The organism is Polyangium spumosum, from assembly GCF_009649845.1.
Taxonomy (GTDB): domain Bacteria; phylum Myxococcota_A; class Polyangia; order Polyangiales; family Polyangiaceae; genus Polyangium; species Polyangium spumosum.
Window position 1 is genome coordinate 968,579 of record NZ_WJIE01000002.1, and the last position, 16,380, is coordinate 984,958.

General features: G+C 68.1%; 12 protein-coding genes. 5 read left to right on the plus strand and 7 right to left on the minus strand.

Annotated features, from left to right (window positions below; all coding sequences use genetic code 11):
* The first annotated feature begins 6 nt into the window (after nt 1-6).
* Nucleotides 7-1,293, plus strand: coding sequence for a DUF1501 domain-containing protein (locus tag GF068_RS09890; RefSeq protein ID WP_153819059.1), 1,287 nt, complete (start codon nt 7-9; stop codon nt 1,291-1,293).
* Between the two features lie 91 nt (nt 1,294-1,384).
* On the opposite strand, the gene GF068_RS09895 is transcribed toward GF068_RS09890, so the two are convergent.
* The 3 genes from GF068_RS09895 to GF068_RS09905 form a co-directional block, all read right to left on the minus strand.
* Entirely contained in the window at nt 1,385-2,773 is a 1,389-nt protein-coding gene (locus tag GF068_RS09895; protein WP_170319383.1) for an alpha/beta hydrolase family protein, read from the minus strand.
* 129 nt (nt 2,774-2,902) lie between these two features.
* Nucleotides 2,903-4,312, minus strand: coding sequence for a sensor histidine kinase (locus GF068_RS09900; RefSeq protein ID WP_153819061.1), 1,410 nt, complete (start codon nt 4,310-4,312; stop codon nt 2,903-2,905).
* Nucleotides 4,309-4,977, minus strand: a complete 669-nt coding sequence (locus GF068_RS09905) for a response regulator transcription factor (protein WP_153819062.1) — start codon at nt 4,975-4,977, stop codon at nt 4,309-4,311. Before GF068_RS09905 ends, GF068_RS09900 begins: the two co-directional genes overlap by 4 nt.
* Nucleotides 4,978-5,078: 101 nt before the next feature.
* Between GF068_RS09905 and GF068_RS09910 the strand changes: the two genes are divergently transcribed.
* Genes GF068_RS09910 through GF068_RS09920 form a run of 3 tightly spaced genes read left to right on the plus strand, consistent with a single transcriptional unit; the run spans nt 5,079 to nt 10,883 of the window.
* Nucleotides 5,079-6,272, plus strand: coding sequence for an efflux RND transporter periplasmic adaptor subunit (locus GF068_RS09910; RefSeq protein WP_153819063.1), 1,194 nt, complete (start codon nt 5,079-5,081; stop codon nt 6,270-6,272).
* Nucleotides 6,273-6,279: 7 nt separating this feature from the next.
* Entirely contained in the window at nt 6,280-9,438 is a 3,159-nt protein-coding gene (locus tag GF068_RS09915) for an efflux RND transporter permease subunit (protein WP_153819064.1), read from the plus strand.
* On the plus strand, nt 9,435-10,883 hold the full coding sequence (locus GF068_RS09920; RefSeq protein WP_206079427.1) for a TolC family protein: 1,449 nt from the start codon (nt 9,435-9,437) through the stop codon (nt 10,881-10,883). The genes GF068_RS09915 and GF068_RS09920 overlap by 4 nt, the downstream gene beginning before the upstream one ends.
* 107 nt (nt 10,884-10,990) lie before the next feature.
* Here GF068_RS09920 and GF068_RS09925 read toward each other — a convergent pair whose 3' ends face one another.
* Together GF068_RS09925 and GF068_RS09930 are read right to left on the minus strand one after the other, a co-directional pair.
* Nucleotides 10,991-11,602: a hypothetical protein gene (locus GF068_RS09925; protein WP_153819065.1), complete on the minus strand. Its 612-nt coding sequence runs from the start codon at nt 11,600-11,602 to the stop codon at nt 10,991-10,993.
* 54 nt (nt 11,603-11,656) lie between these two features.
* Nucleotides 11,657-12,580, minus strand: coding sequence for a hypothetical protein (locus GF068_RS09930; RefSeq protein ID WP_170319384.1), 924 nt, complete (start codon nt 12,578-12,580; stop codon nt 11,657-11,659).
* Nucleotides 12,581-12,825: 245 nt separating this feature from the next.
* On the opposite strand from GF068_RS09930, the gene GF068_RS09935 reads away from it, so the two are divergent.
* Nucleotides 12,826-13,593, plus strand: coding sequence for a hypothetical protein (locus GF068_RS09935; RefSeq protein ID WP_153819067.1), 768 nt, complete (start codon nt 12,826-12,828; stop codon nt 13,591-13,593).
* Between the two features lie 251 nt (nt 13,594-13,844).
* On the opposite strand, the gene GF068_RS09940 is transcribed toward GF068_RS09935, so the two are convergent.
* Both GF068_RS09940 and GF068_RS09945 read right to left on the minus strand, forming a co-directional pair.
* Nucleotides 13,845-14,753 (minus strand): DUF3592 domain-containing protein, encoded by a 909-nt coding sequence (locus GF068_RS09940; RefSeq protein WP_153819068.1) that lies wholly within the window; start codon nt 14,751-14,753, stop codon nt 13,845-13,847.
* A 56-nt stretch (nt 14,754-14,809) separates the two neighbouring features.
* The gene (locus GF068_RS09945; protein WP_153819069.1) at nt 14,810-16,363 is read right to left on the minus strand and encodes a peptide MFS transporter; all 1,554 of its coding nucleotides are present in this window, start codon (nt 16,361-16,363) and stop codon (nt 14,810-14,812) included.
* Nucleotides 16,364-16,380 lie beyond the last annotated feature (17 nt).

The window sequence follows — 16,380 nt, forward strand, 5'->3', positions numbered from 1 at the left end:
GCCCCCATGGACCGAAGAGATTTCCTCAAGATCACCTCCGCGGCAGGGCTCGGCATTGCCGCCAGCAGCATCCCGTTCTCGAACGACGCCGAGGCCGCGGCGTACGAGGGCAAGTTCTACATCCTGATCCACGCCGGCGGCGGCTGGGACGTCACGAGCTTCTGCGATCCCAAGGGATCGAAGGGCGAGAGTGATCCCGATCCGATGAACAACTACCTCGCGACGGACATCGGGACGGCCGTCGGCAGCACGAGCAAGCTGCCGATGCAGTACGCCCCCGATCCGAACGGCGCGAACAAGGCGTTCTTCGACAAGTACGTGAACGACCTCATGGTGCTGAACGCCGTCGACACGTCGACGAACAGCCACGACGTCGGCACGCGCGTGACCTGGGCGGGCACGCTGGCCGAGAACAAGGCCTCGTTCGGCGCGCTCGTCGCGGCGGCGTCCGGCGGAGCGCTGCCGATGGCGTACATCTCGTACGGCGGCTACGACACGACGGCGGGCACGGTGGCGGTCACGCGCGTGGGCAACGTCGATGCGATCCGTCGCATCGCCTTCCCGAACGTGATCGACCCGGGCAACCAGAACCAGGCCGGCTACTTCACGGACGAGACCGCGGCGCGCCTCGCCGAGACGCGCACGGCGCGCCACATGGCGTACGCCGAGAAGCAGAACCTGCCGCGCATCCAGCAGTCGATGGGCATGTTGTTCACGGCGCGCTCGGGGCAAAACGAGCTCAAGAAGCTGACGGAGTTCCTTCCCGCGCAGCTCGAGCAAGGCAACCTGCGGCGCCAGGCGCAGATCGCCCTCGCGGCGTACCGCGCGGGCATCTGCGTCAGCGCGAACCTCGGCATCGGCGGGTTCGACACGCACGGCAACAACGACCAGCAGCAGTTCAACCAGCTCGCCCAGCTCTGGGACGGCATCGACTACCTCGTCACCGAGGCGAAGGCGACGGGCGTCTGGGAGAAGATGGTGATCGTCGTCGGGTCCGACTTCGGCCGCACGCCGGGGTACAACTCCGGTAACGGCAAGGACCACTGGTCGATCACGAGCATGCTGCTGATGGGCGCGGGCATCCCGGGCAACACGGTCATCGGCAAGACGACCGAGCGTCACAACCCGATGAACCTCGACCCGAAGACGCTCGAGCCTGTCGAGGGCGGCGGCGTCCGCCTGAAGCCCGGCCACGTGCACCGCGCGCTCCGCAGGCTCGCGGGGATCGATCAGAACGAGATCGCGGCGCGCTTCCCGATCAAGGAGAAGGAAGAGCTGCCGCTGTTCGGCTGATCGAGAGAGCGATCCGTCGCTCGAAATGAAAAGGCCCCCTCGGTTCGTCCGAGGGGGCCTCTTCGTTTTGTCGTTGGTCGATCGGTCGCTCTCAGGGGAGGTCGATACCGAGCTTCTCCTCGATGAACGCGGAGAGCGCGGCCTGATCGGGCTCCGCGAGCGACGAGAACGTCGCGAGGTGGTTCCCGTTCGTGACGTCGAAGCGGAGGTTGCCGCTGCCTGCCGCCGGGGTGATGGCGCCGGCCGACCACGGGTCCTGGTCGGAGTAGACGAAGGCGACGCCGTCCCCGAGGCGGGCGAACTCTGCGAGCGCGTTGTTCTCCTCGGTGTCGAACATCGGCGGCGTCACGCCCTCGGGCACGAGGCCGCGCTCCATGTCGACGAGGCCTTCGGGCAGGAGGCCCTCCGCGACGAGCTCGGCGCGCGGCAGGGCGGGCCAGCCGCCGCTCTGCTGCACCTCGTAGAAGTAGGCGCCGAAGAACGTGAGGTACCCGTCGGACATCGGGTAGGTGCCGAAGATGCTGGTGACGTCGAAGAACGCCGTCGTCAGCTCCTCGGCCGTCGCCATCGCGGGATCGGGCAGACCCGTGCAATCGTCGGGCGTGCCGAAGTATTGCCAGAACAGCCACGGGTAGGAGAGCGCGGCGGCCTCGAAGGCGCGCGCGGGCTCGACGCGGGTGAAGGTGTCCTCGAGCTCGTCGGCGGCCATCGCCTGCACCGCGGGCTCGACGGCCGTGCGTTGCGGCCCGAGCACGGCGCGCTGGATGGCCTCGAGGCGGTCCTGGCAGGTGGCGTCGACGGTGTCGAAGAACGCGAGGAAACGCGTGTCCTCGGCCGTCATGAAGGGGGAGCCGAAGGCGACGGCGGCGTCGACGTCGTCGGGGTAATGGCGGCGGAAGCTCACCATGTCGACGCCGCCGTTGGAGAAGCCCGAGCCGATCCACGCGCTCTTGTACAGCTCGCGCAGGCGCACCACGACGTCGTGGGCGTCGTCGGCGACCTGCTTGCGCGTGAAGAGGGAGAAGTCGTCGCCGTTGCCGTTGTGGAAGCGCTTGTCGAGGACGAGCTGATTTCCCGCGAGGAGCGTCGTCAGCTCGTCCTGATCGAACCCGAGATAATTGCTGTATCCCGTGGAGATCAGGTTCATCGGCCGGTCGAAGCCGCGGTGGATGAGCGTGAGGTATTGCTCGTGGGTGCCCGCGCTCGGGTCCTGGTGGTCGTTCTGCTGCAGGAGCGTGAGGTCGTAGAGCTCGGCGCCGTCGTCGCTCTTGCCGGCGGGTTTGACGAGGAAGCCGGCCGCCTCGAGCGCGGCGGTGACGCTGATGCAAGGAGGCGCGTTTGCCGCGTCGCCGGAGCAGACGCCGCAGTTGGCCTTGTCGGCGCCTTCGCCGTTACAATCCGGCTCGGGCTCGGTCGAGCCGCAGCCGGTGGTGAGGGGGAGGAGAAGAAGCAGGGGGAGAAGCCGTACAAGCAATTTCATGTGGATGTGCCCTTCGGTGGGGATCCGTGAAGGGCGCACACCGTACCAGGCCCCGATCATACGCGAGCCGCGTTTCCGCCAATCGGATTTGCAAATCTGCGAATGGACACGGACGCGGCCGGACCGGGCTCACGACGCCCGCTCCCCCGGACGCGGATCGGCGCGGACATCTCCTGCACGAGCGGCCGGGAACCGCGCCACGAACCGGCTCCCTGCCATTCGTGTGGCGTCGAAGACGACATCGCCGCCGTGTGCGCGCGCAATCTGACGTGCGATCGGGAGGCCCAATCCGGCGCCCGGCATGTCATCGGCCCGCTCGCGCACGCCCCGATAAAAAGGCTCGAACACGCGCTCGCGCTCCGCCTCCGGGATCCCCGGCCCCTCGTCGCTCACCGCGGCCTCGATCACGTCGCCGCGTCGCTCGACGACGACCTCCACGCGGCCCCCTCTGGGCGAATGTCGCACCGCATTCTCGACGAGGTTCCGTACGAGCCGCTCCAGATTGCGGGGATGCCCGAGGACGTACGCAGTCTTCCCGCCGATCTCGATGCGTGTATCGCGCTCGCGTGCCTCCCACGCGACCGCCTCGGCAGCGGCTCGCGCCCGTTCGAGGACGTCGACCGGCTCCGAGGGCTCGCCCACGTCCGCGCCGAGGCGCGCGAGGGCCAGGAGGTCCTCGGTCATGAGCTTGATCCGGCGCGCGGCCTCCAGCGCCTCCTCGATCGCCTGCCGGTAGGCATCCGCCTCGCGCGGCTTGCGCAGGGCGTGCGAGAGCTCGCCGTAGAGCGTCGTCAGCGGCGAGCGCATCTCGTGGGCCGCCTGCGCGATGAAGCGCTGCTGCGAGGCGACGAGCACGTCGAGGCGCTCGATCATCTCGTTGATGTCCTTGCCGAGCTGCGCGATCTCCGCGTCGCCCGTGGGCGTCGCGACGCGCGCGGACAGATCCCCGGCGGCCACGCGCCGCGCGACGAGCGTGATCGCCTCGTGCTCGCGCGTCAGTCGACGGACGATCCACGTCGCCAGGAGCACGGACCACCCCACGGCGACAAAAAACACCGTGAGCATCGCGCGCGCGAGGAACGACGCGTCCCCATCCAGATCGGTGCGTGGCGCCGCGAGCAGCAGGCGCGCGCCCGCGTGGGCCGGGATGGGCACGAGCACGCCGCGCAGGTGCTCGCCGCGGAACCACAGGTCGAAGCACTCGGTCGAGCCGGGTCCGAGCGTCTCGATCGGCGGAGGCGTGCCCTGGAACGTCGGCGTCGCGGCGAGCACGCCGCCGTCCGCGCCGAAGATCGCGCCGTACTTCGTCAGGGGTCCGACGTCGTTCGCCGCGGGCCCGGGGCGGTCGCTGATGGCGAGCTCGTCGCCGCCGAGCGCCGAGGCCTCACGCGCCTCCTCTGCGGCTTCCGCGCGTAACGCTTCGTCGAGCTGGCGCTCTTGCGACACGTTGACGGCGATGGAGATCGACATGAGCGCGCCGCCGAGCGTCGCCACCGTCATCACCGAGACGGCCCCGACGAAGCGCCTCCGGAAGCTCATGTCGCCCGCTCCACGCGCAGCCGGTAACCGACGCCGCGCACCGTCTCGATCATCCAGGCGTGATCACCGAGCTTGTCGCGCAGGCGGCTCACGTGGACCTCGACGAGGTTCGTCCCGGGGTCGAACTTGATCTCCCAGACGTGCGCGAGCAGCTCCGACTTCGGCACCACGCGCTCGACCCGGTGCGCGAGGTGCAGGAGGAGCGTGTACTCGCGGCCCGTGAGGTCCAGCGCGGCGCCGCGGAGCAGCACGCGGCGGTTCATCCGGTCGATCTCCAGATCCCCGCAGAGGAGCCGCGAGAACGCCGACGAGCGGCGCAGGAGCGCCCGGATGCGCGCGAGCAGCTCCTCGACCTCGAACGGCTTCACGACGTAGTCGTCCGCGCCCGTCTCGAGCCCGAGCACGCGCTCGCGCAGCTCGCCGCGGGCGGTGAGCATCAGGATCGGCGTGACGAGGCCGGCGCGGCGGAGCGTCCGGCAGACGGAGAGGCCGTCGACGTCCGGCAGCATCCAGTCGAGGACGATGAGGTCGTACATCCCCGTCTGGGCCTGCGACGTGGCGTCGGCGCCGTTCGCGCAGATGTCGGCGACGTAGCCCTCCTCGGTGAGGACCCGGGCGACGAACTTCGCGACCCGCGCGTCGTCCTCGACGATCAGCACCTTCATCCCGCCCGAAGGACTAGCAGAACGTGCCGAGCGGGAAACATTACGAGATTTTAATCTGGCTTGTAACGACCCGCCGGCCCCCGGTGGCTACGGTCGGGCCCGTGCCGACCGATCTCCCCCGCCGCGCAGCGCCGCCCTTCGCAGGGTTGTCCTCACATGCCTACCGGGTGTCCCCGCGCGTCCGGGTATTGCGCACCCTGTCGATATTCGTCGCCTTGCTCCTTCACATCCTGGCCTGCAAGCCGGGCGTGAAGCCGGAGCCGAGCGCGACGGCGGAGCCCGGGCTGGCTTTGCCCGTCGCTTCACCCGTCGTCGCCGATCGATCCATCGAGCGCGAGTACGTCGCCGAGATCCGGGCGGCTCGTCATGCGGAGATTCGATCACGCATCAAGGGCGTCATCGAAGCCGTCGCCGTCGACGAGGGCCAGGCGGTGAAGGCGGGCGACACGCTCTTCTCGATCGACGCGCGCGCGTTGAAGAAAGAGGTCCTCGCGGCGAGGGCGGCCGCCGCGACCGCGGAGGCCGAGCTCCGGAGCGGCCAGCTCGAGCGGGAGAACATGCAGCTCCTGATCGACAAGGACGTCGTCTCGAAGGCCGAGATCACGCTCGTCGACGCGAAGATCCAGACGCTCAAGGCGAAGGTCGAGGAGGCGCGGGCGGGCGCCGGGCGGGCCGCGGTCGAGCTCGGCTACGCGACGGTCAAGGCGCCCTTCGACGGCTTCGTGAACCGCATCCCGCGCAAGGTCGGCAGCGCCGTCGCCGAGGACGAGCTGCTCACGACGATCACCGACACGAGCGACGTGTACGCCTACTTCCGCGTCTCGGAGCGGGAGTACCTCGAATATTCGGCCGCGTCGGCCGAGCGCCCGAAGGAGGTCACGCTGAAGCTCGCCGACGGCAGCACGTTCCCGGTCAAGGGCGTCATCGACACCATCGAGAGCGAGTTCGACAGGGAGACGGGGACCATCGCGTTCCGCGCGAAATTCTCGAATGCGGCCGGCACGCTCAAGCACGGCAGCAGCGGCAAGGTCGTCCTCGCGACGGACCTGCGCGGCGCCCTCCTCGTGCCACAAAAGTCGACCTTCGAAATGCAAGGGGAGGTCTTCGTGTACGCGCTCGACGCGGACAACACGGCGAGGGCCCGGAGGCTCGTCCCCGGGGCGCGGCTCTCCGACACGTTCGTCGTCGAATCCGGCCTCCAGAAGGACGACCGGTTCGTCCTCGAAGGGGTCCAGAAGGTCAAGGACGGGGCCCGCATCCACGTGCGCCCCGCCGACGCCTCGGCCGCACGGTGATCCACACATGCTGACGACATTCGTCCGCCGCCCCGTCCTGTCGGCGGTCATCTCGATCCTCCTCGTCCTCCTCGGGTTGCTCTCGCTCCGGCGTATGCCGATGGCGCTGTTCCCGAGCGTCGCGCCGCCGGAGGTCAACGTCACCGTCGAATACACGGGCGCGAACGCCGAGACCGTCACGAAGGCCGCGATCGTCCCGCTCGAGCGCGCGATCAATGGCGTGCCCGGGATGAAGTACATGAGCAGCGACGCCGGCAACGACGGCGTCGGCGTCGTGCAGATCCTCTTCGAGACGGGCACCGATCCGGACGTCGCGGCGATCAACGTGCAAAACCGCGTGAACGCCGTGATGGGCGAGCTGCCCGCGGAGGTCATCCGCAACGGCGTGAAAATCGCCAAGGAAGAAAACGCGATGCTCATGTACCTGAGCATCCACAGCACGAACCCCGACCACGACGAGAAATTCCTCTACAACTTCGCCGACATCAACGTCCTCGCAGAGCTCAAGCGCATCCATGGCGTCGGGTACGCCGACATCCTCGGCGCCAAGGAGTACGCGATGCGGGTATGGCTCAAGCCCGACAAGATGGCGACGTATGGCGTGTCGAGCGACGACGTGCTCGACGCCCTCGAGGAGAGCAACGTCGAGGCCGCGCCCGGCAAGATTGGCGAAAACAGCGACAAGGGGACGACGCCCCTCCAGTACACGCTCAGGTACACCGGCAAGTTCAACACGGTCGAGGCGTACGAGGCGATCCCCATCCGCGCGATGGCCGACGGTCGAATCCTCAAGATCAAGGACGTCGCCGACGTCGAGTTCGGGACGACCTATTTCGACGTCGAGGCGAAGTTCAACGGCAGGCCCGCCGCATCCATCCTGCTGAAGCAGCTCCCCGGCTCGAACGCGAGCGAGGTCATCGAGGCCGTCAAGCAGCGCCTCGCCGTGATCAAAAAAGAGACCTTCCTCCCCGGCATGGACTACGCGTTCAGCTTCGACGTGAGCCGCTTCCTCGACGCGTCGGTGCACGAGGTCCGGAAGACGCTCCTCGAGGCCTTCGTGCTCGTCGCGCTCGTGGTGTTCTTGTTCCTCCAGGACCTCCGCTCGACGCTCATCCCGGTCATCGCCGTGCCGGTCTCGCTCGTCGGCACCTTCGTCTTCATTCAGCTCCTCGGCTTCTCGCTGAACCTGATCACCCTGTTCGCCCTCGTGCTGGCGATTGGCATCGTCGTCGACGACGCGATCGTGGTCGTCGAGGCCGTCCACCACAAGATGACGCACAGCGGCCTCTCCGCTCGCGAGGCGACCGAACAGTCGCTCGGCGAGATTGGCCCGGCGATCCTCGCCATCACGCTCGTCATGGGCTCCGTCTTCGTCCCGCTCGGGTTCATCGACGGGCCGGCCGGGATCTTTTATCGACAGTTCGCGCTGACGATGGCCATCGCCATCGCCCTCTCGGGTCTGATCGCGCTGACGCTGACGCCCGCCCTCTGCGCGTCGTTCCTCCGGCCGCACGAGGCGCGGCCGCGCTCGGCGCTCGCTCGGTTCTTCGGGTGGTTCAATGGGGGCTACACGAAGCTCGAGGGTGGGTATGCGGGGCTCGTGCGCCGCACGGCCGCGCGGCGCGCCGTCACCTTCGTGTTGCTCGGCGGCTTCGCAATGAGCACGGGGCTCGTCGCGAGGACGGTGCCGCGGGGGTTCATCCCCGAGGAAGACCAGGGCGTCTTTTACGTCAGCGTCACGTCGCCGCCGGGCGCCACGCTCGAGCAGACGAAGGAGGTCGTCAATGCCATCGCGACGGCGGCGCGTGACCTCGAAGGCGTGGAGAGTATCTCGACGCTGGCGGGGACGAACGTGCTCTCCGACGGGACCGGGGCCGGTTATGGAACCTGCCTCGTGAACCTCGCGCCGTGGAAACAACGGACGCGATCGGTCCACGAGATCATCGCGGCCCTCGAGCAGCACGTCTCGCACATTCATGCCGCGGATCTCGAGTTCTTCCCGCCGCCGTCCGTCCCCGGTTATGGCAACGCGAGTGGCTTCGAGCTGCGCCTGCTCGACAAGACCGGGCGGGGCGACTTCCGCGAGATGCAAGGCGTGGTCGACCAGTTCATCGTCGACCTGAAGAGCCGGCCCGAGATCGCGAGCGCGTTCACGATCTTCAACGCGAACTACCCGCAATACACGCTCCACGTCGACATCGATCGCGCGGCGCAAAAGGGCGTCTCGATCGACGATGCGCTCGGCACGCTCCAGACCTTGCTCGGCAGCGAATACGCGACGAACTTCATCCGGTTCGGGCAGATGTACAAGGTCATGGTCCAGGCGCGGCCCGAGTACCGCGCGGCCCCCGAGCAACTGCTGCGGCTCCAGGTGCGGAGCGACCGCGGCGAGCTCGTCCCGCTCTCGGCGTTCATGACGATGGAGAAGTCGTACGGCGTCGACCAGACGACGCGTTACAACATGTATCCCTCGGCCGAGCTCAATGGTGATGGCAAGCCCGGCGTGAGCAGCGGCGAGGTCATCAAGGCCATCCAGGAGACGGCGCGCGACAAGCTGCCGCGCGGCTACGGCATCGACTGGGCGGGCATCTCGCGCGACGAGGTGAATGCGGGCAACCAGGGGCTCTGGGTTGGCCTCATCGCGCTCATCTTCGTGTACCTCGTCCTCGCGGCGCAATACGAGAGCTTCCTCCTGCCCGCGTCGGTCGTCCTGTCCTTGCCGCCGGGGGTCTTCGGGGCGTTCGCGCTCTTGAAGCTGACGGGCCTCGAAAACAACATCTACACGCACATCGCGCTCGTCGTGCTCATCGGCCTGCTCGGGAAAAACGCCATTCTGATCGTCGAGTTCGCCGAGCTCCGGTGTCGTGAGGGCCTCGCCCCGTTCGACGCGGTGGTCGACGCCGCGCGGCAGCGGCTCCGGCCCATTTTGATGACGTCGCTCGCGTTCATCGTCGGCCTCCTCCCGCTCGCCACGGCGACCGGCGCGGGCGCGATCGCGAACCGCACGATCGGCACCGCGACGGTCGGCGGCATGGTGATGGGCACATTATGGGGCGTCGTGCTCGTGCCGGGGCTCTATTTGGTGTTCAAGGGGCTCGCCGCGAGGCTGTCGCGACCGGAGGCCCAAGGTGCCGAAGATGCCCAGGCGGCGGGGGTGGGGTCATGAACAGCGTGTGCAAAAGCGTCCTTCTGGCCCTCGTGATGACGGCGCCCCTCGGGTGCGCCTACACGGAGCCCAAAGTGCCGGAGGTGGAGCTGCCCGCGTCGTTCGACACGAAGAGCGCGGGCTCGTCCGCCGCCGCCATGAAATGGCAGGACTACTTCGCCGACGAGAACCTCAACGCGCTGATCGCGACCGCGCTCGAGAGCAACTACGACCTTCGTATTGCATTGCAGCGCATCGAGATTGCGCGCGCGGGCATCCGGCAGTCGACGGGCGCCATGTTGCCGCAGGTCTCCCTCGGCGTCAGCGCGGGGATCCGCAAGTTCGGCCTGTACACGATGGATGGCGCCGGAAACGCGGAGACGGACATCACCCCCGGTCGGCGTGTCCCCGTGCATTACGGCGACTTCTTCCTCGGCCTCCAGTCGAGCTGGGAGATCGACGTCTGGGGGAGGCTGCGGAGCATACGCGGCGCGGCGCGGGCCCAGTACCTCGCGACCCTCGAGGGCACGAACCTCGTCATCACGATCCTGGTGTCGGACGTCGCCATTGCATACTTCGAGCTGCTCGCGCTCGATCACCGGCAGGAGATCCTGGCGCAGACCGTGGCGCGCCAGGCGCGCTCGCTCGAGGTCATGCGCCTCCAGAAAGAGGCGGGCCGCGCGAACGAGCTCTCGATCCAGCAGCTCGAGGGCCAGCTCGCGAGCACCGAGGCGCTGGTGGCGGCGACGCGCCGGCAGCAAAAGGAGACGGAGAACCACATCAACCTGCTCCTCGGGCGCCTCCCCCGGCCGATCGTCCGCGCGAAGGACCTCCTGCTCCGCGACGCCGCGACCGGGCTCTCCCTGGGCATTCCCTCCGACCTGCTCCGGAACCGCCCCGACATTCGCGAGGCCGAGCTGCAGGTCCAGGCGAGCAAATTCGACGTCGAGGCCGCGCGCAAGGCGTTTTACCCGAGCCTCACGCTCTCCGCCGGGGTCGGCTTCCAGGCGATCGAGCCGAGGTATCTGTTCGTGACGCCCGAGTCGCTCATCTATTCGGCGCTGGGTGGGCTCACCGCGCCACTCTTGAACCGGAGCCGGCTCGAAGCGGAGCTCGACGTCTCGCGGGCGATACAGGTCCAGGCGATGTACAACTACCAGGGCGTCATCCTTCGGGCCTTCGTCGAGGTGCAAAACGCGCTTCTGGCGGTGGAGCGCACGGCGGAGGTCGTGGCGCAGAAGAAGCGGCAAAAGGCGGCCGTCTCCGGGACGGTGGACACGGCCGACGCCCTCTTCCGCGCTGGCAAGGCGACCTATCTCGACGTGCTCCTCGCGCAGCAAAACACGCTCTCGGCCGAGCTCGAGTTGATCGACGCGCTGCTCGAGCAGCGTATGGCCGGCATTTGGCTTTACCGGGCCCTCGGGGGTGGGTGGCAGCCGTTGATGAAGGTGAAAACCGAACCGTGAAGCGATACCAGGTCGGCGTCCCGCGTCGGCTTCCGCTCCCGCTCCCGCGCCCGCACCCACTCCCGCCTCCGCAGCGAAAACGGGAGCAGGCCACGTACCTCGCGCCCTCAGCCCTTCGCCCGCCCCCCGCGCAGAAGCCTCGCGACCCCCCAGGACACCCACCGCACCCCGAAACAAGCCGCGAAGATCGCGGCAATGAATGTCGCCGCCACCGCCAATCCCCCGAGATAGTGCAGACGCCAATCGAGGGGCGGTATGGCCTTGGGCGCGTGGTCGCAGGGGCCGTCGATGGTGCAGGTCGGATCGAACGCGACCGCGGCTCCGTGGAACGCGAGCCCGAACAGACCGAGCGCCGTGGCCGCCAAAAACACCACGGCGAGCAGGAGCCCCAGCCATGCCGTCCAGCGGAAGAACGCGCTTTCCTCTCGGCGCGGGATCAGCAGGGCCAGCGCGACGGCTCCGGTCGAGCCTTGCATGCCCAGGACCGCGAGTTCGGCCATCGCCTTGTTCGAGGCATGCGCGGCCAACCCGTGCGGCGAGCCCTTCACGCCATTCCAGAGCCCGGCCACGCGCAGCAAGTAGTCCTTCTGGATCGCCCAGGCCGCGAGCCCGAATGCCGCGCCGAGGACCAGGAGCCCGAGGAGGAGCACCACCGGTCGCATACGGTCGACCACCGCGCCGACCCGCGCGACCCCGCCCACCGGTTGCTCTTCAGCCATGACTCTGCCTAGCAGCCACGAAACACCGTCACGAGTCAACGCACCCGCACCCGCTCATGCCCCGGCGCCTGGGGATAACGTGACCGCCAAAAGACGCTCTCCCGCGGCCCAAACGACCTCGTCGCCCCGGAGCACGAGCCTCGTCCACAGCCTTGAACGATTGTACCACCGTGCCAGCTTGCGCTGCCCTCCATCCGGGCCCAGGCGAATGAGCTCCCAGACGTCCTCTCTGCCGATGACAACCAGGAGATCGTCGCCCACGGGGAGGGCGCACACGCTCTCGGCCCCGACCTCCACCGAGCGCCGCGCGCCCGTCACCGGGTCGAGCACGCTGATTCGTTGCCCGGAGATCCACGCAATCACTTTGCCGTCGGTGACCAACCCAGGAGCCTCGGCAGAGTCCCCTTCCTCCAGCACGGCGATGACCTCGGCGCGCCCCATGGCGGGATCCCAACGGTGGAGGTCCGGCCGGAAACTCTTCGCGCCTCTCCTTTCACGCTGACTCCAGAACAGCGCCCCACTGCAGGCGATCAAATCCCCTACGCCGTGGTGCTCGTGAATGGGTTCCTCCCTTCCTTCCAGCCGTACCCGGACTGGATGCCCGTCCTTCCATCGAGGGGGCGACGGGCAGTCGAGCCATGCAGCGCGCGCGTCCAGCACCGCGGGCGACCTCGGTTCATCCTGCCCACGCGCCACGACCTCGGCATCTCCGCCCTCGATGGGCACCCGCCACACCTCTTCATGACTCAACGCAACGATCACGGCATGCGCACCGTCCGCCGCGAGCTGGGCGAACCGCACGTCCAGGGCTTGCAACGTCACCCCGTGCGTCTTCCCGGGGTCGAGGCGCCGTAGCCGTTCGCCGTCACAAGCTACGAGGTGCTCCCCGCAGGCGACGACCGAGCCGAACCCCGGATCGAACGCCGACTCTCCGATCCGACGTGCCTTGTTCACGAGCTCCCATGTTTGCTCGTCCAACGTGCGCCTCCTGGCCGTGGCCACTGTCGCCACCGACATTCTTCCCCGTTCCCGTTGTGAGCACAATCCGCGCGCCGCTGTCGTGCCGGTGACGGGCGTCGTGCCGGCTCCGAAAACGGTACACAAACAGTTCGCGCTTGCCGTCTCCGCCCCGAGCGCCCCCACCTTCCGCCCCGCCCACCCCCACAACCCCCTTTACAACCCGCCCCCGCCTCCCGTACCGTCCCCGCCCAAGGAGAAATCCCATGCCGGCGCACAGCTTCGCCCATGTCCCCGAGGAAGGTTTCCTCGCCTTCGCCCCGCTCCTCTCCGAGGGCCCCTGGGCGACCATCGATACGACGTCCTACGACGGTGCCGGGCAATCGGCGGCCAAATCCCTCTGCGACGCGCCCGCGCTGGTCATCTCGAAGCTGCGTATTGCCCGGGCCCTCGCCGAGCTCGGCGCCGCGCGTGGGGGCGCGGATGTCGCCAAGGAGGCCGATACCTCCTGGGATGGCACGCAAAAGCGGCTCGGCGCCCTCCTCCTCGCCGCGTCACATGATCCCAATGCCGAGAAACGCGCCGCCGCCGCGCGATTGCAGAAGGCTTTCTTGCGCGGAACGGGCACCGGTCAGACGAAGCTCCGGTATCAGCAGGAGGTCGATTTCGGTCGCACGCAGCTCGAGCTCACCAAGGAGCCGCAGCACACCGCCGATATCACCCTCCTCGACCTCGAAGGCGTCTTCGGCGAAATTCAGCAATCGACCGACGCGCTCGCCGACGCCATCGGGCACGGCGAGGGCACGGGGCGCAGGCCGAGCGAGCGGCGGCGCGCCGCGGTCGCCGCATGCGCGTCGACCTTCACCACCGTGGCAGACGCGCTCGCGTGGACGCAAAAATACGGCACCGCCGACGATCTCCCGCGGACCCAAGCCCTGCTCGAATCCTTGTTCGCGCTCGCGAAGCGATACCCCGCGCCGTCGTCCGGCACGACCACGCAGCCCCCCACCGTCGAACCTCCCAAGGAAGGCTGAGCCGAGCGTCGCGCGCCCCCACACGCGAGCGCGCTCCGCTCGAAGGCCCCGCAAGGCAGAGCCGACCCCTTGTTCCCCTCCACAACGCTGGGCCCGCCCCTCGCGAGCGCCCGCGCCGCTGACGTGCCCGTCGCGACGCGTGACGAGGCACAGGGCACGCGTCGCGGCGCGCCTCCAGCGCTACACGTCACGTCGCGCCCAGAACAACGCCACCACGTGACGCGGAGTGCCTCGAACAACGCCCCGCCCCGTCACGGCCCGACCAGGAGCACCCCCAGATAAACCGCATTGCCCAGCAGCACGAGCGTCGGCAACACCAGGTGCAGCACCGCCGGGCGCGTCGGGCGCAAGGTCTGGGTCGCGGGGTCGATCACGACGCCCTTCACCGCGTCGATCAAGAGCGCGTCGCCGGGGCGGCTCGGGTCGTAAAGCACGGGCTCCTCGTGCTCGTCGGTCACGGCGCGTGTCTCGTGGGTCTTGTACGTGAAGGGGTGCTTCTGCGCCCAGCTCGCCCAGCCCTGACGGTAGCTGCCGAGCGGCATCTCGGGCTCGATCGTCAGCTCGTATTCGAGCTTGTATTCGCGCTGCTTGTTCACCGTGGCGTTGGTCGGCGTCTTGCGCACGAGCCGCGCGTATCCCACGGCCCCCACGCGCAAGAGGCGCGTATTGCGGGCGCCCGAGAGCAGGCCGAAGAGGGCCGCCAGGAGCCCGCCCAGGGGGAATATCGTGGTGATCGCGGCCGCGGCGCTGAAGGGCCGGGCCCGCAGGCCCTGCACGCGCGCGCTCTCCGGGCGCTCCGTGACGTATTCGACGGGGACCGAGGAGCCAGGCCCAATCGTCGGGCCCGTCGTGTACGACGCGCCGTCGAACGTCGCGCCGTCGACCTCGTACATGAAACGCACGCGATGGATGCGGCGCTTGTTCTCGCTCGAGTACGTGGCCTCGACGGCCGTCACGTGGCCCGTCGTGACCGTGGTCGGCCCCAGGAACTCGAACGCCGTCACGGCCTCCGAGCTCCACGCGAACGCCCAGAAGAAGATCAGCCCGATGCCCAGGAAGAGCAAACCGAGCTGCGTGCTGACGCCGAAGAGCTGCGTGATCGTGACGCCGAGCGGGACAGAGCGCGGGGGCGGCGGGAGCGGGATGTGTCGGCGGGACATGGCCTCACCCCCCTACCCCCTCTCCACTTCGTGGAGAGGGGGAGAAAGAGCCTCGTTCAGTGGTTGCCCATCGCCTTGCGCAGCGGCTTGTTGAACGCCGCGATCGCCAGGCCCGCGGCGACGCCGAGGCCCATGAGCAGGAGGAAGAAGCTCGTCGGCGACCACTTCGTGTAGAGGATGCCGATGTAGCCGCTCAGGATGTTGCCGAAGAAGCTCGAGAGGAACCACATGCCCATCATCATGGACACGAAGCGCACCGGCGAGACCTTCGTCACGAGCGAGAGGCCAATCGGCGAGAGGTAGAGCTCGCCGATCGTCAGCAGCATCGTGCAGACGAGCGGCCAGAAGAGGCTGCCCTTGCCCACGCCGATCACGTTCGCGCCCGCCACCATCACGATGAACGAGAGGCCGAGGATGATGCAGCCAACGGCCATCTTCGTGACCGAGGACATCTCCGTCCCACGCTCCGCCTGCTTCGCCCAGATGCGGTCGAGGAAGGGCGCGAAGAGGAAGATGAAGAACGGGTTGAACGACTGGAACCAGGTCGAGGGGACCTGGAAGCCGAAGATCACCGGCCAGACCGTCTTCTCGTCGGCCCACGTCTGCATCGTGTTGCCCTGCTGCTCGTAGACCGCCCAGAAGACGATGTTCAGCGCGCAGAGCAAGACGAGGGCGCCGATCCGTTGCCCCTCGTTGTCTTCCTTCACCACGGCCTGGGCCTCGCCCTTCTCCTCACGCTTCTTCAGCGTGTCCGGCGCGAGCGTGCTCGTACCAAAGAAGAACTGGATGAGCAGGCCGAGGCACATGCCGATGCCCGCCGCGAGGTAGCCGTACCGCCAGCCGTTGTTCTGGGCGAGCGTGCCGCAGACGAGGTTCGTCAGGAACGCGCCCAGGTTGATGCCCATGTAGAAGATCGTGAACGCGCCGTCGCGGCGCTTGTCGCCCGGGGGATAGAGGTTGCCGACCTGGGTCGAGATGTTCGGCTTGAAGAAGCCGTTGCCGATGATGAGCAGCAGCAGGCCGACGAAGAAGAGGTTCTCGTTGGCGAAGAGCGTGAACTGCCCGAGCGCCATGAGCGTGCCGCCGAGGTAGACCGAGCGCTTCTGCCCGAGGTAACGGTCCGCCATGAAGCCGCCGAAGAGCGGCGTCAGGTACACGAGGCCCGTGTACCAGCCGTAGATCGTCGAGGCGACGGGCTGCATCGCGCACGTCTGCTCGGCGACGGAGCGCGCCACGTCCGCCGCCATCGGCGCGATGTTTTTCGTCGGATCCCCCTGGACGAGGGCCGTGACCTTGTCGTTCACGCACTGGCCGAGCGTCGCGGGATCGACCTGCGGCAAGAGGCCACGGATGAAGCTCCAGCCAAGCACGTCTCCCGGGTTGCCCGTCGCGTCGTACGCCTGGCCCTGGTAACGCTGCCGGATGGTGACGAACAGGAAGTTCACCATGTACAGCTTCAAGAGGCCGCGCATGCCGTAGTAGGAGAACCGCTCCCACATCTCCGTGGTGAAGAGCACGAAGAGGCCGGCCGGATGGCCGAGGATCTCCTTTTTCGACTTGGGCCCCTGAAACCCCGGCTCCGCGGGCTTCTCTACGACGTTGGTCGACATCGGGGCGCGGTTTTACG